The 21,064-nt window shown below is 53.9% G+C and carries 13 protein-coding genes; 8 read left to right on the top strand and 5 right to left on the bottom strand.

Annotated elements, in window-relative coordinates:
* Window positions 1-84 precede the first annotated feature (84 nt).
* The 3 genes from KTT_RS18195 to polA form a co-directional block, all read right to left on the bottom strand.
* Entirely contained in the window at window positions 85-2,253 is a 2,169-nt protein-coding gene (locus KTT_RS18195) for an amylo-alpha-1,6-glucosidase (RefSeq protein WP_126597348.1), read from the bottom strand.
* A gap of 183 nt (window positions 2,254-2,436) precedes the next feature.
* Window positions 2,437-3,603, bottom strand: coding sequence for an LL-diaminopimelate aminotransferase (locus KTT_RS18190; RefSeq protein ID WP_126597347.1), 1,167 nt, complete (start codon window positions 3,601-3,603; stop codon window positions 2,437-2,439).
* A 144-nt stretch (window positions 3,604-3,747) separates the two neighbouring features.
* On the bottom strand, window positions 3,748-6,852 hold the full coding sequence (gene polA, locus KTT_RS18185; protein ID WP_126597346.1) for a DNA polymerase I: 3,105 nt from the start codon (window positions 6,850-6,852) through the stop codon (window positions 3,748-3,750).
* Between the two features lie 523 nt (window positions 6,853-7,375).
* Between polA and KTT_RS18180 the strand changes: the two genes are divergently transcribed.
* Both KTT_RS18180 and KTT_RS18175 read left to right on the top strand, forming a co-directional pair.
* Window positions 7,376-7,579, top strand: coding sequence for a helix-turn-helix domain-containing protein (locus KTT_RS18180; protein ID WP_126597345.1), 204 nt, complete (start codon window positions 7,376-7,378; stop codon window positions 7,577-7,579).
* A 402-nt stretch (window positions 7,580-7,981) separates the two neighbouring features.
* A complete protein-coding gene (locus KTT_RS18175; RefSeq protein WP_160145958.1) occupies window positions 7,982-8,989 on the top strand; it encodes an NAD-dependent epimerase/dehydratase family protein in 1,008 nt (335 codons plus the stop codon).
* Between the two features lie 79 nt (window positions 8,990-9,068).
* On the opposite strand, the gene KTT_RS18170 is transcribed toward KTT_RS18175, so the two are convergent.
* A complete protein-coding gene (locus tag KTT_RS18170) occupies window positions 9,069-11,570 on the bottom strand; it encodes a mannose-1-phosphate guanyltransferase (protein ID WP_126597343.1) in 2,502 nt (833 codons plus the stop codon).
* Between the two features lie 164 nt (window positions 11,571-11,734).
* Window positions 11,735-11,914 (bottom strand): hypothetical protein, encoded by a 180-nt coding sequence (locus tag KTT_RS18165; RefSeq protein ID WP_126597342.1) that lies wholly within the window; start codon window positions 11,912-11,914, stop codon window positions 11,735-11,737.
* A gap of 1,265 nt (window positions 11,915-13,179) precedes the next feature.
* Between KTT_RS18165 and KTT_RS18160 the strand changes: the two genes are divergently transcribed.
* From KTT_RS18160 to KTT_RS18135, 6 genes are all read left to right on the top strand, one after another.
* Complete coding sequence (locus tag KTT_RS18160) at window positions 13,180-14,037, top strand: biotin--[acetyl-CoA-carboxylase] ligase (RefSeq protein WP_126597341.1); 858 nt, start codon at window positions 13,180-13,182, stop codon at window positions 14,035-14,037.
* 92 nt (window positions 14,038-14,129) lie between these two features.
* Entirely contained in the window at window positions 14,130-14,594 is a 465-nt protein-coding gene (gene greA / locus KTT_RS18155) for a transcription elongation factor GreA (protein ID WP_126597340.1), read from the top strand.
* A 233-nt stretch (window positions 14,595-14,827) separates the two neighbouring features.
* Window positions 14,828-16,306: a lysine--tRNA ligase gene (gene lysS, locus KTT_RS18150; protein ID WP_126597339.1), complete on the top strand. Its 1,479-nt coding sequence runs from the start codon at window positions 14,828-14,830 to the stop codon at window positions 16,304-16,306.
* Between the two features lie 344 nt (window positions 16,307-16,650).
* Complete coding sequence (locus tag KTT_RS18145; protein ID WP_126597338.1) at window positions 16,651-17,388, top strand: ComF family protein; 738 nt, start codon at window positions 16,651-16,653, stop codon at window positions 17,386-17,388.
* A 288-nt stretch (window positions 17,389-17,676) separates the two neighbouring features.
* Window positions 17,677-19,683 (top strand): ATP-dependent zinc metalloprotease FtsH, encoded by a 2,007-nt coding sequence (gene ftsH, locus KTT_RS18140; RefSeq protein WP_126597337.1) that lies wholly within the window; start codon window positions 17,677-17,679, stop codon window positions 19,681-19,683.
* A 174-nt stretch (window positions 19,684-19,857) separates the two neighbouring features.
* On the top strand, window positions 19,858-20,970 hold the full coding sequence (locus KTT_RS18135) for a CPBP family glutamic-type intramembrane protease (RefSeq protein WP_126597336.1): 1,113 nt from the start codon (window positions 19,858-19,860) through the stop codon (window positions 20,968-20,970).
* The last annotated feature ends 94 nt before the right edge of the window (window positions 20,971-21,064 follow it).

The raw sequence follows: 21,064 nt of genomic DNA, 5'->3' as shown, positions 1-21,064 counted from the left end.
TTACTGTTCTACGACTCCAGTAGAAAACAGGCAATCAATGCAACGCACATTAGTCTAAAATGGTTTCATTAGAACAAGATGAAATCAGGAACCAGAAGCGCGCACAAGCAGCCAGCAGCGCAAAATTTCAGCCACGCTCCACGCCTGCGCGAAACAGCCCCCGTCGCTAAATGGCGGCTCTGGCTCGGCCAGTTCGCTGATAGTTCCCAGGCAGGTTGATCTGAGTTGCTGTGCGAACGGCAGTAACAGCGGGCGAAGCGCGGCGGGATTGTTATGCACCTGCAGATGCACGTCGACATAGGGTCCCAGCAACCATTGCCAGACAGCCCCTTGATGATACGCGCTATCACGCTGTCGCTGATCACCGGCGAAATGACCCTGGTAAGCGGGATCATCCGGACTCAACGAGCGCAGCCCGACCGGCGTTAGCAAATGCTGAGTAACCTGCTGAAGCATCCTGCTCACCTGCTGCTCCGATAATAGATCGCGAGTCAGCGAGGCGGCCAGCAGTTGATTTGGGCGCAGGGCAGGATCATTACTACCAGCCACGCCCTCAACATCAACAACATCATAGAGATAGCCACCCTCCTCATACCAGAAGCGCCTGGCGAAGTGCTGGCGCACCAGCGCACGCAGATGCCCATACTGGGCGGCATCCGTCGAGAGCCGCACAGCCCATGACTCCATTGTGGTCAGCGCATAGTACCACAGCGCGTTAATCTCGACCGGCTTGCCAGAGCGCGGCGTCACCACCCAATCCCCAACCTTGGCGTCCATCCAGGTCAGTTGCAGATCGGGAGCGCCAGCCCGGAGCAAACCATCGGTCTCATCCATCTTAATACCATAATCGGTACCATTGACGTGCCATTGAATAACCTCACACAACTTCGGGAAGAGTTCCTTGATAAGAGACCAATCTCCGGTCGTTGAGAAGTAGTGGTCCAGCGCACGGAACATCCACAGGGTGGCATCGGCGGTATTATATGCGGGCTCCTGGCCATCATCGGGGAAGCGATTAGGGATCAAGCCATTATGCATAAAGGAGGTAAACGCTTTGAGCAGGCCTCGTGCCTCACCGTAACGTCCGGTACACAGCAGCAGACCCGGCAGAGAGATCATGCTATCGCGTCCCCAGTCGGTGAACCAGGGATAGCCAGCGATAATGGTCTTGCGATCGGGCGACAGGCGCAACGCCTGAGGTGCATTGGATGAGCGCGTATAATCGGGACGGGCCACGATAAACTGATCGGCCGCCAGGACGAGGCGCGCGAAGAGGGGATCCTGCTCGGGCAACTGATGGCCAGAATGATCCGCCACCGCGAGAAGTTGCTGTACGCGGCGGCGATGGCGCATCAAAGCCTGGCCCACCAGCGTCTCATGACGCCGACCGCCATAACCCCAGGAGCAGCTGGTCTCGGTCTCAGCCATCAGCACCATCGTCGTATGCATTCCGGGCACCAGGGACAAACGAAACGTGCCCGGCATATACACATCTTCCTGGCCGGGCAGGCCCCGTTTCTGATCCTGGCGATGCCAGATATGCCAGTACCAGACACCACCGGGCGTAAAAGTAGCGGATGGATTGGCGATGATATGATAGGCGGGAGCCTCTGCATAGGCGCGAATGCGGCAGCGATGGCCCTGATCTTCAACCAGGAAATGCCAATCCTCGGCACCCGTTGTCACGCTATGGTAATCGCGCGAAAGACAGAACGGTACGACCTCCAGCTTCAAAACCGCAGGCTCCTCCTCGTCGCCGCTCTTCTCTCCCTCCTCGTCAAAGGAGCCATGCAGCAGATACTGAACATAGGTTGTATTCTCCCCATATTCCATCCAGATGCGTTTTTCCAGAGTCAGGGTTTCAGTCAACTTGTAAGAGAAACACACAATATCCCCATCTAATGAAACTGACTGTAAGGCTCGATAGCCCTCGGGAGCGATCGTTCCCTGCGCATACTCATTCACGCCAAGCTCGATTCTTTCACCAGTATGCAGGGTCACGACCTCGTCAAACTTCGCTACCAGTACAGTGCGCTTGACGGGCGGTTGCAGGGCAGCCACGAGCAGACCATGATAACAACGCGTTGTAGCCCCGACAAGAGAACCAGAAGCATAACCACCCAGGCCATTAGTCACCAGCCACTCATGATCAAGTCCGGATTGCACATCGTCACAGATCTCTGAACCGACCTGAATGTGCCAGGGATTGGCGTGCGAATGATCAAATAGAGATGCATCTTGCTTCAAGATCATAATCAGTATCCTCTTATCATTGACAACACTCAGATTCTAACAATAAATATATGGAAGGACGAGATACATACCACACACATTGACTGTCATCAGCACACGCTGTTAAATCGCTGGCATACCGGTCTATGGTATACGACAAAGGAGGCACCCCCGATGAGGTGCCACCCGATCATTTTTTCTATTTTATGCTTTCCGCAGGACTTCCTGCATGCGCCGCAGGGCCTCCTGGATGCGCTCCTCGCGCTCTGTCATCGAGATGCGCACATACCCCTCTCCGGCTGAACCAAAATTGGTGCCGGGAGTGATAAAGACGCCGGTCTGATCAAAGAGCCAGCTGGTAAAATCACGCGAGGTATAACCCTGGGGCACATGGGCCCAGACATACAATCCAGCCCGCGTCTTCTCCGCCCGCATGCCCAGCGCATTACAGCCCTCAACCAGGAGGTCGCGCCTGCGCTGATAGATGACGTTGCGCTCGGCCAACCAGGACGATGGCAGGCGCAGCGCTTCGATGGCCGCGTACTGCACTGGTCGAAAGATACCGCTATCAATGTTGCTCTTGAGGCGCCCCACCGCATCCACCAGTTCAGGATTGCCCACCAGCATCCCGATACGGAAGCCGGCCATATTATAGGTCTTACTTAATGAATGCAATTCGACCGCCACATCCCGCGCACCCGGTACTTGTAATATACTCATTGGACGAAAATCGTCAAAATAGACCTCGGCATAAGCCATATCATGGATAATTACGATGTCGTGCCGCCGCGCGAACTCGACCACATGCTCAAAAAAGGCACGATCGGCGCAGGCCGCTGTAGGATTGTTAGGATAGTTGAGCCAGAGCACACGTGCACGCGCCAGCACAGACTCGGGGATGCTATCCAGGTCGGGCAGGAAGTTCTGCTCCTCGCGCAGCGGCAGCAGGTATGGCTCGGCACCCAGCGTAGTCGCGCCTGAAATATAGACAGGATAATAAGGATTGGGTGTCAGCGCGATATCGCCGGCATTGAGCACCGCCGTCGCCGCGTAGGCCAGGCCCTCTTTGGATCCCAACAACGGCAGGATATCCTGCTCAGGGGTCAACTGGACCCCGAAGCGGTTCTCGAACCACTCGGCGATCGCTTCATGCAGGGCGCGCATGCCGCGATACTCAGGATAGCGGTGGTTCTCGCCATCCTGCATAGCGGCGCACAGCCGCTCAACCACGGCCGGAGGCGCCGGCAGATCCGGATCGCCCATCGATAGCGAGATCACATCAACGCCTGCCGCCTTACGGTCGGCAATTTTTTGTTTGGCATTGGCAAAATGATATGGAGGTAAACTATTAATCAGGTTTGATAAGCGCACGAATAATCTCCTCTCTATTCCTCTCTATGTTATACCATGTTTCCTTTGTATGTTGGTGCGAAAACGCGTGAAGAAAGAGACGCAAAATGCAGGGACGCCATGAATGGCGTCCCTGCATTTTGCGTCTCTTTCTTCACGCGTTGCTTAATCCATGGGCTCGGCTTCGTACCAGTTTTTACCCATCTTCATCTCTACGGTGATCGGCACGTCAAGGGTGGCGACGCCCTCCATCATCGAGCGGATCAATTTGCGGGCGCGATCAAGCTCTTCAACCGGGACCTCAAAGACCAGTTCGTCGTGCACCTGCAGGATCATGCGCGTCTTCATCTTCTTCTCCTTGAGGGCGTGATGCAGACGGATCATGGCGATCTTGATCAGGTCAGCGTTGGTACCCTGGATCGGCATGTTGATGGCCTCACGCTCCAGCGCCTGGCGCTCCGTGTGCGAGAGGGCATGCATATCGGGAAAGAAACGCTTACGTCCATACAGGGTATTCACGTAGCCCTGCGTCCTGGCCTGCTGCAGCGTGCTATCCACATACACCTTCACGTTGGGGAAGATCTCGTGGTAGTGCTTGATAAACTCGGCCGCCTCAGGGGTAGACATGCCGGTCACGTTAGCCAGGCCATAGGCGGACTGCCCGTAGAGCACAGCATAGACCACCGTTTTGGCCAGGCGGCGCTGATCTTTAGTCACGCTTTCAACCGGCACAGAGAACAGGGTCGAAGCGGTAATGGTATGGATATCTTCTTTATTGCTGAAGGCTTCAACCAGGCGTGGCTCATGTGTAATATGGGCCAGGATGCGCAGCTCAAACTGCGAGTAGTCGGCAGTCAACAGAACATAGCTAGGATCGGCGATAAAGGCGCGCCGGATCTGGCGTCCAAGCTCGGTGCGGACAGGGATATTCTGCAGATTTGGATTGCTGGATGACAGGCGACCGCTGGAGGCGATCGTCTGGTTGAACGAGGTATGGACGCGTCCACTATGGGGCTCCATCAGCGTGAGCAGACCATCAATATAGGTTGACTTGAGCTTGCTCAACTGGCGATACTCCAGCAGATAATCCACGACCGCGTGCTTACCGCGCAGGTTCTCAATCACATCGGCGCTGACCGAATAGCCGGTCTTGGTCTTCTTGCCGGAGGGGAGCTGTAGCTCAACAAAAAGCACATCCGCCAGCTGTTTGGTCGAGTTGATGTTGAAGCGATGGCCGACCTGCTCATAGATGGCCTTCTCCATCTCAGCCAGCTGGTCTTCCAGCGTCTTCCCGAACTCGCGCAGGAAAGGCTCATCGAGGGCCACACCATACAGCTCCATCTGCATCAAGACGTTGATCAGTGGAAGCTCGATGCGCTGATACATATCCATCAGTCCATGCTGCTGCAGCTCTTCCTGGATCGGCTCAACCAGGCGCAACGTCATATCGGCGTCGGCCCCGGCGTAATCGGCGGCCTTGCGGACAGGGACCTGGGCCATGCTGATCATCTTGCTGGCCGTACCGATCAACTCGCTGATCGGGGTCATCACGACGCCCAGGCGCTGGAAGGCCTGATCCTTGAGCCCTACGCCACGTCGACCGGGCTCGGCCAGATAGGCGCCCAGCATACAATCGAAGGCCAGACCCCTGACATCGATGCCGTAGCGCAGGAAGATAGCCAGGTCATACTTGGCATTGTGCATATACTTCAGCACATGCTCATTCTCCAGCACAGGCTTCATCTTCTCAAGCACATAGGCAAGCGGCAGCTGCGTATCGGGCTCCTGTCCATCCGGAGTCCTGGCATGGCCCACAGGGATATAGTATGCCTCCCCCGGCGCCATTGAAAGAGAGATCCCCACCAGGTCGGCATGACGCGGCTCATTGGAAGAGGTCTCGGTATCGATAGCGAAGCGGCCCGCATCGGTCAGGCTTTTCACCAGGACCCGCAGTCCCTCCTCGCTGTTCACGATCATCGTGCTGGTCCGTTTGGCGCCTTCGCGATCGGCGAATAGTGGGCTGGAGGAGCTCGGCATGCCCGGCAGGCGCAACTTATGCACCACCTCTTCATGCGGCGCCTCCATCTCGAATAGGCTCAGCTGCGCGGGCGATTCTTCTCTGGTGACGACCGCCACGGCACTGGCCGCGTTCGTAATACCATCGCTGGAGCCAGACTGAACATTAAGGGGGACCAGTACATCGGGCTCAACCGCCGTCTCTTCGCCCGGTGGTAAAGGCGGCAGCAAGATAGGTACGACGCCCATAGGAGCCGCCAGCCGGGGATCTTCACCTGGAGCCAGCTCTGCCCCGTCGGTGCCCGGCAGTTCAGCGGAAGAGGACGCGGCCGTCGCTGAAGTGGAAGGGATATGGGACTCAGAAACGGTCACACCCAGCTGCTGAAAGAGCGACAGTGCCCGCTCGATCAGACTGCGGAACTCGAGTTGGCGGAAAAGCGTGATCACCTTCTCGCCATCGACGTCGGTCATGCGGCACGCCGCCAGCTCCAGCTGCACCGGCGCGTCCAACACGATGGTGGCCAGGTACTTACTCTGCCGGGCCTGTTCCGTCGCGGCGCCGATAAGCTTCTGCTCTTTCGGCTTCAGAGCATCCAGGTGCGCCAGAATTCCTTCCAAATCGCCATATTCACCGATCAGGCGGCTGGCCGTCTTCTCACCGATACCCGGCACGCCCGGAATATTATCCGATTTATCGCCCACCAGACCCTTAAAGTCGGGCAGCTTCAGCGGCTCAAAGCCGTAGCGCACCTGGACCTCGTGCTCATTGTATTCGGTGACATCAGTAATGCCGCGCTTGGCAACCTTTACCAGCACATGCTCATTGACCAGTTGCAGGGTATCCATGTCACCGGTATAAATAATGGTATCCACACCTAGCTTATTGGCCTGCACCGACAACGTGCCCAGGATATCATCCGCCTCAAAACCATCTTTTTCGTATATCTGGATGCCAAACGATTCCACCACTTCCCGGATGCGCGCGAACTGCGGCTTCATATTATCGGGCAGGGCTGGGCGATGGGCCTTATAGGGAGTATATTCCAGGTGGCGGAAGGTCGGAGCCGAGCGATCAAAGGTCACGGCGATATAATCAGGCCGCTCCTCCAGCAGAGCCTTCATCAACATCGAGGTAAAACCAAAGGTCGCGTTGACCGGTTCCCCGGCGCTGGTCGAAAGATCCTCAGGCACCGCGTGGAAGGCACGGTGAATAATCGCATGCCCATCTATTAAGACCAATTTTTTACGTTTCATCTCGGTGGCCACTTCTTTCTCAATTCCTCAATTCTCTATCTATCTCATTCCAATTTGCGGCGTCAAACGCGGAAATCAGATGGACCTTTCACACCAGGTGGCATTTGCCCAGGACCATTTTAAAGTCTTTTCTTGCCGCCTTCGGCGGCGATGAGGGGAGAAAGAGTGAGCGGGGACTTGATCATGCCCCCGGCATGCTCGCCCGCCCCCGCAAGGGGCTAGCCGCCCCTTGCCCCCGCTGAGTGTTACTTTTAAATAGCCGTGGCATCTGCCTTTGCTGTATTTTAATATGTTTAGGCCGAGATGTATAGTATAGTCAACTGGCAGGTGGTGTGGTAGATGGCTCATCCTCGAACAGGCGCAAAAGACGTATAACCATAGGTCCGGGCCAGATCCGCATAGCTACATCCCCTGCACTATGAAAGTGTGACGTCTGTTCATCATAATAGAGAACAAAGACGATTCTATGCCGCAGAGTAATGTCGTTATGGAGAGGCACCGGACCGGTGCAGGAGAGCAGAAGATGGCAGAGGAGAAAAAAGAGGAGTTGTTAACCGTGCGCGAGGTAGCTCGCCGTTTACGGGTCGATGATACCACAGTACGCCGCTGGATCAAAAGTGGAGCCCTGGAAGCGATCACGCTTCCCCATCGCGGAAAACGCCAGGCATATCGTGTCAAGCGCTCAACGCTGGATACGCTCCTTGGAGGCGAATTACCAGAAGCCTGATGCATGCTCACCTCCTTCGTGCGCGAAGTTAATCGCAGCAATCCACCACATCCTTTCAACCCGTAACGCTCCATACCTGCTGATAGCAGGTTCACGATCAGCGGCTACGGGTTTTTCCCTTGTATGTACAGGCAATAAACATCAACATACAATTCTATGATGATAAACGACGGATGCGCAAACACCGATAGGATCCACTCATACACTGAAAGAAGAGAGGTATAGTGAGAGATTCCTCTCATCGCTGTGCGTCTCGCGCGTCCTCGCTTCAGCAGTTTGTGCCATATCCACCAGCTTCATGGGAAACGAGAACAAAGAAACCGCCATGCGCACAGCAGCCTCTCAAGCGCATCACATCTAACAGAAAAACAACAAGAACAATACTATATGGAGAGGCCCCGTATGAAAATAGCTATCACCGGTGGAGCGGGCTTCGTAGGGAGCCAGCTAGCAAGAGCATATCTGGACGCAGGGCACGACGTTTTCGTCATCGACAGCCTCGCGACAGGTTCACGACAGACCATCGATCCACGCGCCCGTTTCTATCAGATCGATGTCCGCGATAGCGCATTGCGGCAGCTATTGCAGGGTGAACGTCCAGATATTGTGAGCCACCATGCAGCTCAACAGCACGAACCAGGAACGGCTGAGCACGCCCTGACGGACGCTGATGTCCACGTGAGAGGATTAATCAATGTTCTGGATAGCTGTGTCAGTGCCTCGGTCACACATTTTGTCTTTGCTTCCAGCGGAAACAGCATGTATGAACCGGTCGACTCCGATCAATTGCCGCTCAATGAAGAACACAAGCTCTACCCACGCAGCGCGCACGACATCAGTAAAGTCGCGGGCGAGTGGTATGTGCGCTACTATAGCCAGCAATATGGTCTCACCCATACCATCGTGCGCTACGCCGATATCTATGGGGAAGGCAACAGTCCGCGCGCCCGCCATCCACTGAGCTACTTTATTCAGATGCTCATGCAACGACAGCGCTCCATTATCTATGGGACAGGAAACGAACTGCGAGATCACATCTTTATAGATGACATCATTCGAGCTCATCTACTTATGATAAAAAATTTCACCCGCACAGAAAACATCACAATGCATCTCAGCTCAGGACATGGATATTCGCTCAACAAGCTCTATCATATGGCGGCCGCAGCGCTAGAAAGTGATATCGAACCCATCTACCTGGGCGGTCCCTATCTGAAAGCATCCTCGGTGATCCTGGATAACACGCGCGCCCGGCACATTCTGGGCTGGCAGCCGCAGGTCAGCCTGTCCGAAGGGGTACGCATGGCGGTTGGCCGTCTGCTTCCAGGCAAGGAGATGCAGCCCCAACGTCTCACGCCTCAGCCAGCGCCCGTCAGACTGAGGGCCGCAACCACGCTCACGCGAGCATAAACAAAAGAGTATGAGGGTGCGACAGGAGCACGAACGCGCCCCTGCCACACCCTCACAAAAACCAATGCGACTGCGAAGATTATTGTTGCAAGCCACTAACCACGCGGGCATATTTCTCAGCCAGCGCCTGCGCCTGCTCATTGGAAACCGACTCGGCGAACACGTGGAAGAACGGCGCATCCGCATCCGGCAGAACCAGCACCCATTCCTTGCCCAGGTCGATCTTAATACCATCGATCGGCTTGGCGCGTCGCTCTCGATACTGCTCACTGAGAATACGCATTACTTTTCCTTTGTGCTCCCAGGGGCAGGTAACGCGAGCGCTGCTCATGTAGTAGGCAGGCAGATCGTCAACCACCTCGGAGAGGCGCATATTAAAGGTCGCCAGCAGTTCCAGCAGCTTGGCGATCGCCAGCATGCCATCAAAAGCGGGATGCAGTTCCGGGAAGGCGAACTGACCACTGCCATCACCCACCAGCACAACCCCTTCGCGACCGGCGGCCGTCATCAGGGCATGGGGCAGGACCTTGGTCTGCTGGATGGTGCCCTCGTAGCGCTCAGCGATATGCTGGAGCGCGCTGGGGGCGGTCACCGGGGCGGCCACCGTACCATTGCGATGATGGCGCAGGAACAGGCTGGTCATTACGGACAGAATCTTCATCCCGTCCAGGATGCGACCGCGATCATCCACAACAGAGATGCGCTCGCCGCTGGGATCGATACGAATACCCATATCCGTATTGAGAGCCGAGCTAATGGTAGCCAGGCGCTGCATATCCTTGTTAAACTCATCAGGCGTACGGGAGGTCCTGGCCTCCTCCACACCGGAATTGAGCACGATAACCTCACAGCCCAGGTTACTGAGAATATTTGACAGCATGTCGACGGTACTACCATGGGCGTAGTCAACCACCAGTTGATATTTACGCTTACGCACCACCTCGTGGTTCACCACCTTATTAAAGCCCTCAAGATAGTGACCAACCACGTCGGTATTGCTCAAAACGTCGATCGCGCCAATCTCATCCAGGTAAACGCGGCGGAAATCCTCGCGGAAGTATAGATTTTCAATCTTACGCTCGGTTGTCTTATTAATATCAAGGCCATTTTGATCAAAGATTTTAATTTCCACGACTCGCTGATCGACCGGAGACATACTCACATGTACGCCACCGACCGCCTCGGTCGTGCGGATAAAGTAGCGTGCCACCGGCAAAGGGACCTGGTTGATATCGTGCACATCGATACCCGCTGATGGCAAACCGGCATTGATGCCACGTTTGATCATGCGCGAAGTACGATGGGTATCGCGATTCAAGCAGACCACAGAGCCTTTCGGAAGGATACCGCCATAGGCTGCGCCCAGTTTGGTCGCGAACTCGGGGGTCAGATCCACATTCACCAGCCCTGTCACACCGTAGCGGCTGAAGAGGCCACGCCGACCCTGCGATCCCCAGATAATACTGGCATTGACCACCGCGCCCGCCTCGATCTCTTTATCCGGCCAGATCTTCACATTCGGCTGGATGATCGCGCCATCCTGGATAATAGAATTATCGCCGATCACCGATCCCTCAAACATCACGGATTTACTCTTGATATTTGAGGAAGAACCAACGATCGCCCCGCGCAGCTCCGCGCGATCCCCGATATACGAATTGTTCCAGACGATACTGCGATCCACCTGCGCGCGTTCATCAACGATCGAATAGCTGCCGATCATGCTCGGACCATGGATAATGGCGCCCGCGCGCACCTTACTATCACGACCCAGGTAGACCGGGCCATAGAGCTGCGCGTCCGGATCGATCTCCACGCCCTCTTCGCACCAGATATTGTTGCCAATATGTTTGGCGGGAATCTCCAGGTTGACGTTGTGCTGCAGCATATCAGCGTTGGCGCGCATATACTCGCTCAGGTTACCTACATCACACCAGTAGCCCTCCGGGGCCACATAGCCATAGATGGGGTCGCCCTGCTTCAACATCATCGGAAAGAGTTCCTGGCTAAAATCAAACTGCTTATCGCGCTCAAAATAGGAGAAAACCCTGGGATCGAGCACGTAGATGCCTGTATTAATAGTATCGCTAAACACTTCGCCCCAGCTTGGCTTCTCCAGGAATTGCGTAATATGACCATCTTCATTGGTGATGATAACGCCGTATTCCAGAGGATTATGCACATGGGCCAGAAGGAGGGTCGCGAGTGATTTTTTCTCGTTATGGTATTTGATCAGTTCGGTCAAATCATAATCAGTAAGGGCATCCCCACTAATTACGAGGAAAGGCTCGGTTAGTTGATCTTCGGCATTCTTCACACTACCGGCTGTACCCAGAGGCACATCTTCGCGGGAATAGGTAATGCGCATTCCCAGTTGTGAACCATTGCCAAAGTAGTCTTCAATGTTATTTGCCAGATACTGAACCGTGACGACGACCTCGGTGATGCCATGGCGCTTCAACAGGTTAAGTATGTGTTCCATCACAGGTTTACCCACGATAGGAACCATTGGCTTTGGCCGTCGAATCGTCAATGGTCGTAGCCTCGATCCTTCCCCTCCGGCCATTACAACCGCTTTCATAGAGGCCTCCCTTGTAATTCAGGTAACCAGCCTGGTCACCCGGCTGTTATAGGAAATATAAGGACGGCGTAGCAATGCCACGCCGTCCCATCTGCTCCGCTGAATTCATTGTACAACATCCGCGAAGAGCGTCGCAAGATCGCTTTTCACGCTATTGGTCCCCTCTACCATTCACTAAACCGCCCATGTTCTACCAGCCAGCGTACGAAACGATGGTGATTCGTCTCTTCAGTTGCCTTGCGCTCCTCATACTCCTGCTGAAGTTGAATGAGTCGTTGTGCTTCCTCTACAGTAAAACCCTCATCCAGGAGGGCATCGACGAGCAGATCCATATATTGCTGCATAAAAAGTCCTCCTTCCTTCGCTTCTACTACTTTACCAACCAATGCTGCGGACACCATACGTCTCCTCGGCTGACCTACTGCTCCGGGGAATCTCTATCGTTATCGTTCAGCATGAATTACCGGGATAGACACTCCTCTTGATTGATGATCAGTCAGTCAGACGAATAAACATAAAGCACCTGGTGCAACAATTGATCGGAACACAGACAGCTATCTCTTTTCAAATGAGTTCAGATGAACCGCCCACCACCCACAACCGGAAGAAAATGAAAACAGATAGTGCTGTTTATGCAGTTGCCTGTTTCGGTACTCATAGTCATCACGATTTTCACCGCTAACTAGATCCAAAATGTTCACTAGTAAGCAGACGCATATGTCGGCATAACTGGGCCAGAACCGCGAGGAAAAAATGCCGATTGCGCTGCCCTGAAAACAGATCAACAGTGATACAATGACGGCATGGAGTGCGTTCGTAACAGAGACACCATCATCTTACAACCACACTAGCCTCTTATCTGTTACTTACACTAGTATAGCACATGGTCATCTGGCTGTGCCACTTTGTGGTGTCAATAATACAAACGTCACCCATTCGTCTTATTCGCGCCTCCGCCAGGCAGCGAGAAAAACATTTAATAAGCGAATGGGTACGTAAAAAGTGATCCATTTTCACACGATCTTCACATAATATGGTAGAGCACGAAGCCTCATGAGGAGCCACTTGTGCGTATTGATCGCCTCCATGCTCTGAATGAGTTTTAAGATAAAGCTTGACAACAGTTAAATCTCGATGGTACAATATCGTCATCGAAAGGAGGTGGTGTGTAATGATTGATAGTATTAGCTGCACAGGCAGCAGTGTTAGATCTCACACCTTCCAGACGAGAGGAATGAGCTGCTAGTTAGCTTGCCATCTCGCACACCCGGCTTCAAGGCCTGGTGGAGGTTAAAAGAACAGATACTGGCGGGTAGAGTATTCCACCTGTCTGTGCGGCACCTCCCAGAGCATTGGCGAAAAGACTGATTTGCCCCTGCTCTGGGATTTTTGTAGACCCGGGCAAGCTCATCCAGACCAAACGGGCACGCAAAGCGCTTTTATACCGATGACGGTCACGCGCCTTATTTTAAAAGCGAATACAACACAAAAACACACCCAATCTACGTGCTCTATTCTTATTATAGAGCTTAATAGTGCGTGCTATCTTCCAATTACGCTATTCTGATGCTCTTTTGGGAATATATTCTGTAGATAGAAGTGATAGAGCTTGGACGAATTTGAAACCACAACATCCAGATCTTTAGATGTCGCAGATATCCGGCATCATTTAAAGACCGAGCTACTTGGCACCGGCAACCATATTGTATACGCACCAACAGTAGATTCAACCAACTCTCTGGCCATGAAACTGGCCCGAGACGGATCAGAGGAAGGGGTAGTCGTACTCACCGATAATCAGACAGCTGGCAAGGGCAGGCAGGGGCGGCGCTGGGTGGATGTAGCTGGTCTGAATGTGTTGTCATCTACGGTGCTTCGACCATTATTCCCACCATATCAGCTGGTAATGATCGCTTCGCTGGCGGTCGTCGATACCATCGCCGATATTTGTAATATTCAGGCAACGATCAAGTGGCCCAACGATATCCTGATTGGTGAACACAAAGTCGCTGGTATTCTCATTGAGACCAGTCATGATCAGATGGGCCAGCTCGTCGCTATCATGGGCATAGGCGTTAATGCTAACGGGCATATTTCACAGTTCATCGCGGAACAACCTTCGCTACAACAGGCCGATGCAGAGCTACTGAAAAGAGCTACCACCCTTGAGGAGTCAAGTGGCCATGTAGTAAACCGCGAAATGTTTATTGCCCGCTTGCTTTATCAGATTGAAACACGCTATCTTGCTTTACAGCGAGAAGCGCAGGCCTATGTGAATGGTCCCATCTCTCGCTTGATACGAGAGCAATGGCGCAATCAACTTTCGACCCTGGGTCGTACGATACAGGTACACCAGGGCTCGAAACTACTCAGCGGCGTAGCTGAGGACGTGAATGATCAGGGAGAACTGTTACTCCGCAGTCATTCTGGTGAATGTATCAGTATTACCTGGGGAGATATTGAATAACACCCACGATCATCCCTCTTCTCAGAATACTGGAGAGATGTACGAGATAAGTCGGAGGTCCCCCTCCACCATACAACGAGAGGATGCAAAACATGGAGTCACAAGAAATTTTCCTCACCAATGACGGATTGCAGCGTGCGGCTCATCAGCTTGAATTTTTACGCACCGTCAAACGTGCCGAAATTGCTCAGTATCTTCATGATGCCAAAGAATCTGGCGATGTCATCGATAATGCCGCCTATGAAGAGGCCAAAAGCCAGTATGCCCAGCTCGAGGGCCGGATCATAGAACTCGAAGAGATGCTGGCCCGCGCACAACTGATTGATAATGTGCATAGTGACGTCGTTTCTCTCGGCTCAACTGTCCACCTGGAGACCAGCAACGGTCGCACCTATTGCTACAAACTGGTTGGCGCATTCGAAGCAGAACCCAGCGCGGGCCGTATTTCTAACGAGTCACCCGTCGGCAAGGCGCTGATCGGGCATAAATCTGGTGACCTTGTCATTGTCTCCACCCCCGGTGGCGTGAAAGAATACACCATCACCTCCATTGAGTAGCGTCATATAGTGGCGCCCGACCAGACACCAGACACGACCTGCAAGCCATCCTGCAATGGCTTGCAGGTCTTTGTTTTAGTAGGTAGCGTGACACAACAGGCAATCGCGACCGCCTGTTGTGTCACGCTACCTACTAAAACAAAGAAAACGATGCTACAATACAGCCACAGGCGCCAGCAACATACATTTTTGCATCCATGCACAATATACTTTGAAGAAGGTTAGATCTTACGATGGCTGAAGAACGAGACATACGCATCCAACACTTACAGGCCCTGCGCGATCAGGGCATCAATCCTTATCCGCACGCAGTTGAGCGCACACATACCATTGGGGATGTGCTCAAGGACTTTGATGCCCATGCCGGGCCCGCTGGCTCCTTTACGCTGGTTGGACGGGTGCGGCTACTGCGTGAGATGGGGAAGGCATCATTCGCTCAGATTGAGGATGGCACGGGCCGCATCCAGATATATATTCGCGTGAACGATGTCGGCGAGGAGACCTATCAACTGCTGAAACTGCTTGACCTGGGGGACTTCATCCAGGTGCATGGCTTCCTGTTCTATACACGCACGGGCGAAAAGACCCTGCATGTACAATCGCTGCGCCTCCTCTCAAAAGGGCTGCGTCCGCTGCCAGAAAAATATCATGGCCTGGAGGATCGGGATACGCGGCAGCGCAAGCGCTATCTGGACCTGATCGCCAATGGGGACGAGATCAAGAATATCTTTATTACACGTAGCCGCCTGATCACGGCGATGCGCCAGTTTCTAGATAATGAGCAGTTCATCGAGGTCGAGACCCCCATCCTACAACCCATCTATGGCGGAGCCAATGCCCGGCCGTTTACTACCCATCACAATACGCTGGACCGAGACCTGTTTTTGCGCATCGCGATCGAGCTCTATCATAAGCGCCTGCTCGTGGGCGGCTTCGAACGCGTCTACGAGATCGGTCGCAGCTTCCGCAACGAGGGCATCGACCGCAACCATAATCCAGAGTTTACCTTGATCGAGTTCTACATGGCCTACGCCGATTATAACGACACGATGGCACTGGTCGAAAATATGCTGGCCTTCATCGCCCAACAGGTGAAGGGATCGACCCGCATCACCTATCAGGGGACCGAGCTTGATCTGGCGCCACCCTGGAAGCGCTATTCCTTATTAGAGGCCATCCACCAGTTTACGGGCATCGATGTGCAGAAATATACGGATCGCGAGAGCCTGGCGGCAGAAATGAAGGCCAGAAATTTTGAGGTTGATCCCAGGCTGGGTTATGGGCGGCTGATTGAGGATCTAAAGAGCGCCATGTTCCGTCAGGGTCATGCGGAACTGCGCCAGCCCCTCTTCCTGATCGACTATCCCGAAGACGTTTCGCCACTCACCAAGAAACATCGCACGCTGCCAGGATTGGTAGAGCGCTTCCAGCCCTTCATTGGCGGCCTGGAATGCGGGAACGCTTATACCGAGCTCAACGATCCACTCGATCAGCGGGCCCGCTTTGAAGATCAGGCGCGCCAGCGCGCCCAGGGAGATGAAGAGGCTCAGGTATTGGATGAAGATTTCCTGGAGGCCCTGGAGGTAGGTATGCCTCCCACCAGCGGCGTTGGCCTGGGAATCGATCGCCTGGCCATGCTCTTCTCTAACCAGGAATCGATCCGCGATGTCATCCTCTTCCCCACCATGCGCAAATCTGCCGACGAAAATTGAGGGGGCGGAAAAAAAGAATGGGTGTGCGGATGCACATCCATTCTTTTTTTCCGCTTTCTACCTTCCTTACGGTATCTTTTATGTAGGTGCATCGTGTCGCGCCTTCGGCGCGAGAAGTATTTTTCTGAAGAGGTGTCGGTGGGGCGCCTCGGGCGCCCCACCGACACCTCTTCAGAAAAATGAAGATAGGGGGATTTGCGTTAAAGACGAGAAAACGAAGATGGGGGATTTGCGTTAAAGACGAGAGAATGAAGATGGGGGGATTTGCGTATGGGGGTAGAAAAATAAAAATGGGATGGAGGCGCCTGGGCGCTGGATGTTAGGATAAAAAGGGAGGAGGGGTTGTGTGGGGTAATGTAATTCAGAGGTCATGCCAGCGGGCGCTGGATCTGCTGTTTCCGCCGCTGTGCGTGTGGTGTAAGGTCAGTGGGACGGTGCTGTGCGCGCGGTGTGCAGCGACTATTTCGTGGTTTAGGCCGCCGCTGTGCTATAGCTGCGGTCTGCCGCCTGGTAATGGTGGGATAGTGTGCGCGCGCTGCCAGCATCAGCCATTACAACTGAACGGCGTGCGGGCGGTTGGCGGCTATCAGGAGCCGCTGCGCTCGTGTATTCGCGCCTTGAAATACCAGGGCAACCGGCGCCTGGCTGAACCCCTGGGATACCTGCTGGCGCGGGCCTATCAGCACTATGGACTGCGTGCGGATATGATCATTCCCGTACCACTCCACCACGAGAAACAACAACAGCGTGGCTATAATCAATCTCAACTATTGGCGGAATCGTGTGCACATCTACTACAACTCCCCATGTATACCACTCTGCTCCAGCGCCTGCATAACGCGCCCGCCCAGGTAACCTTAAGCGCGCGGCAACGGCGAAAAAATCTACAGGGAGCCTTCAGTTACACCCCGAAAGATACAACCCAATCACTATTTAAGCGTAGAATTCTTATCATTGATGATGTTTGCACAACAGGTGCGACGTTGGAAGCCTGCGCAGCTCCCCTTTTCGCCGCTGGCGCACAGACTGTCTGGGGACTGGTGCTGGCGCGCCCCCTGGGTAGTGCTCACCATAATCAGTAAATGCAAGCTATAAGAAAAAAGGACAGCTGTACTTCTTTGCTATATCACCATGTCCAAAACGCAAATTTACTATACTACACTGAGTAGTTCATTTTACAAGCATTTGTTGAGCTAAACATAGTATCATAGCAACGACTTTTTTTATAATGCTTTGCAGGAGACTTAAGACCGGGTGTGCTATAATAGGACACACACGAGTACCAAATGCGATGCCAGCTAGCATCAATACAAATAATGCATTTTCTGCTGGTATTACTTGTGTATACTCATTCTTAGAGAGGAGCCCCCATGTTAACTAATGGAAAATGGCTCAGAACGAGCGTTTTCTGGCTCCTGATCTTGCCAATCGCCGTTCTGATCATTGTCTTTATCTTTCGGCCACAGAGTTACGTGAAATCGGTGCCGGCGTCTACCATCCTCAGTGATGTAAAGCAGGATGTTGGAAACAAGCAGCTAGATACACTGACGGTGACCAACGGAACGATCACGCTGGTCAGAGGACAAACAGCGAATGCTCCACAGGAAGCAGCGACCATTGATAGTAACTTTGACATTACGCGAGTGCTCAAAGAGAACAATATCGATTACGCCAATCCAGAGGTCCTCAAACTCCAGTTTGAGTCTCCAAGCCCTATCTGGGGCTGGCTTGGTACTATCGCAGGCTTTATCCCTTTCATCTTGCTGGGCATAATCCTTCTTCTGATGTTCCGCCAGGCCCAGGGAAGCAATAATCAGGCCATGTCATTTGGTAAGAGCCGCGCGCGCATCTTTATGGGCAACAAACCCTCGGTCACCTTTGCTGATGTGGCCGGAGTCGAAGAGGCCAAACAAGAGCTCCAGGAGATCGTTGAGTTCCTGAAGTTTCCCGAGAAGTTCGCCGCTCTGGGTGCGCGTATTCCCAAAGGCTTGCTGCTGGTTGGACCGCCTGGAACCGGTAAAACGCTGATCTCGCGAGCCGTCGCCGGTGAGGCTGGTGTGCCATTTTTCAACATCAGTGGTTCCGAGTTTGTCGAGATGTTTGTCGGCGTGGGCGCCAGCCGCGTGCGCGATCTGTTCGAGCAGGCGAAGCGCAACAGTCCCTGTATCGTCTTTGTCGATGAGATCGACGCCGTAGGACGCCAGCGCGGAGCGGGTCTGGGCGGCTCGCACGACGAGCGCGAGCAGACACTCAACCAGATCCTGGTCGAGATGGATGGCTTTGATACCAATACCAACGTGATCGTGATCGCCGCCACCAACCGGCCGGATGTACTTGATCCGGCGCTGCTACGGCCGGGGCGCTTTGATCGGCAGGTTGTGCTGGATCGGCCAGATATACGTGGACGCATCGCGATCCTGCAGGTACACGCGAAGGGCAAGCCACTGGAGCCAGATATATCCCTGGAAGTGCTGGCCAAACAAACGCCGGGCTTCTCAGGCGCGGATGTAGCGAATCTTTTGAACGAGGCCGCCATCCTGGCCGCGCGCCGCAATAAGCGCAAAATCGGGATGAGCGAGCTTGAGGAGGCCATCGATCGCGTGGTCGCTGGTCCGGCACGCAAGAGCCGCATCATCAGTGAGCGCGAGAAATCTATCACAGCCTATCACGAGGTCGGTCATGCCCTCGTCGCTCGTATGCTGCGCAATACCGATCCGGTCCATAAGGTCTCCATCGTCGCGCGTGGTCAGGCGGGCGGCTTCACCATGCTGCTGCCGACCGAGGACCGTTACCTGTGGAGCAAGCCACAGTTCGAGGATATGCTGGCCTATGCCCTGGGCGGTCACGTGGCCGAGCTGATCATCTTCGGCGAAGTCACTACCGGCGCCTCCAATGACATTGAACGCGTCACTAAGATCGCGCGCTCAATGGTGACCGAATATGGAATGAGCAGCCGTATCGGCCCTATGGCACTCGGGCATAAAGACGAGCTGGTATTCCTGGGGCGTGACTTTGGTGAGCAGCGCAACTATAGCGAGCAGACGGCCCGCGAGATCGATGAGGAGACTCGCCGCATCATTCAGGAAGCCTTTGATAAGGCATACAACATCCTGATGCAAAACAAGAGTCGCCTGATCATGATCAGCGAGCGTCTGATCAAAGAGGAGACACTCGAAGGTCCGCTCTTTGAGTCCCTGTTCAATCAACCGGTGGTTGAGGAGACTCAGGACGAGGGCGAGATGATTGAGACCGTCATCTATGATGGCTATCACGCCAACCGTGGCGAGGAGAAAGGACTGCCTGCACCAAAGTCATCCTATCCTTTACCGCCGCAGCTACAGCCACCATATGGCAACGATAAAAACACATCGCGTTAAGCAAGGCGTTAGACGCCTTGCTTAACGCGATGCAGGACCTGCGGTGCTCAATTGTTTTTGAGGAGTTGGTGCAACGCCACGGGTGGGGCAAATGCCCCACCCGTGGCGTTGCACCAACTCCTCAAAGAGGGGACGGACAAGCCATTTATCTCTACAGCCGAAGGGAAAAAGCTCATGGTCAATATGGGCATGGGAGAACTGGTAGAGATTATTCTACCGGTCCATGATATGAATCTGCAGGTCGCGTTCTATCACGAGATGCTGGGGCTTCAGGTCTATGAGCCAGAGGGCGTGCATGATTATAGGGATTTCTATGATGTGAAGCTGTATACAGGCACCTGTATGCTGGTCTTGCATGCCTCCAGAGAGGAAGGCACAAGCGAGAAGGCACCCAAACTCGTCTTTCGCGTGGCTGATCTGCGCCAGAGCCGCGCCCTACTGCTGGAGAAGGATGTCGAGGTAAGCGAGATTCGCTCGCCAGAGACTGGTCAGCTGATCTGCGATGGCAAAGATCCTGAAGGGAATATCTTTTCGCTGGAGAGCAACGATGAAAGCGCGCAGACGCCGATCTCGATCACTTCACAACCCGGGCGCGCTCCCACCTATGTTTCAATCAACTCGCGCCGTGGTCGCAGCATTACCCTGTTGCGCGACAATAAGATCTTGATCGCCATTGAGGTCCTGGGCATTGTTCTCCTCAACATTGCCAGCACATCTTTTAGTCTGGTCAGCTTTATGACTATTTTCCTGGTCATTATGGCGCTGCTCTGGCTGCGCGGCAGCAGTTGGAGCCAGATGGGGCTGCGCACGCCGCGCCAGTGGCGTTCCGCCATTCTTTACGGCCTGATCGGTGGACTGGTATTATTTGGACTCAGCACCCTGGTTGTGAGTCCTATCATCACCTCTATCATCCACACGGCGCCAGATACCGCGGTCTTCAATAGCGTACGGGGAGATCCGACACAATTATTTACCACCCTCATCAGTATCTGGAGCATCGTCGCCTTTGGTGAAGAGCTAATCTATCGAGGCTATCTGTTCAACCGCATCGCCGACCTGTTTGGCGGGGAAGGCTGGGGCTGGACCATTGGACTTTTCGGGCAGGCCATCATCTTTGGATCGGCACATACCTATCAAGGCATGGCGGGCGTCTTGCTGACAGGGAGCTACGGCTTTCTATCCGGGCTGCTCTACCTGCTCTATAAACGCAATCTCTGGCCATGCGTCATCGCTCATGGACTGATAGATACCATCTCGATCGTGCTCACATTTCTGGGCTGGGCCTAGATACACACAATTGGTCAGTGGATGGTCCATGCCTCAAGGGGTTGTCCACGTGGATCACCTCATTGTACAATGAGAAGGGTACAGCAAAAGTTCC

Source organism: Dictyobacter aurantiacus (assembly GCF_003967515.1).
Taxonomy (GTDB): Bacteria; Chloroflexota; Ktedonobacteria; order Ktedonobacterales; family Ktedonobacteraceae; genus Dictyobacter; species Dictyobacter aurantiacus.
This window is presented reverse-complemented; position numbering and strand designations above follow the sequence as displayed.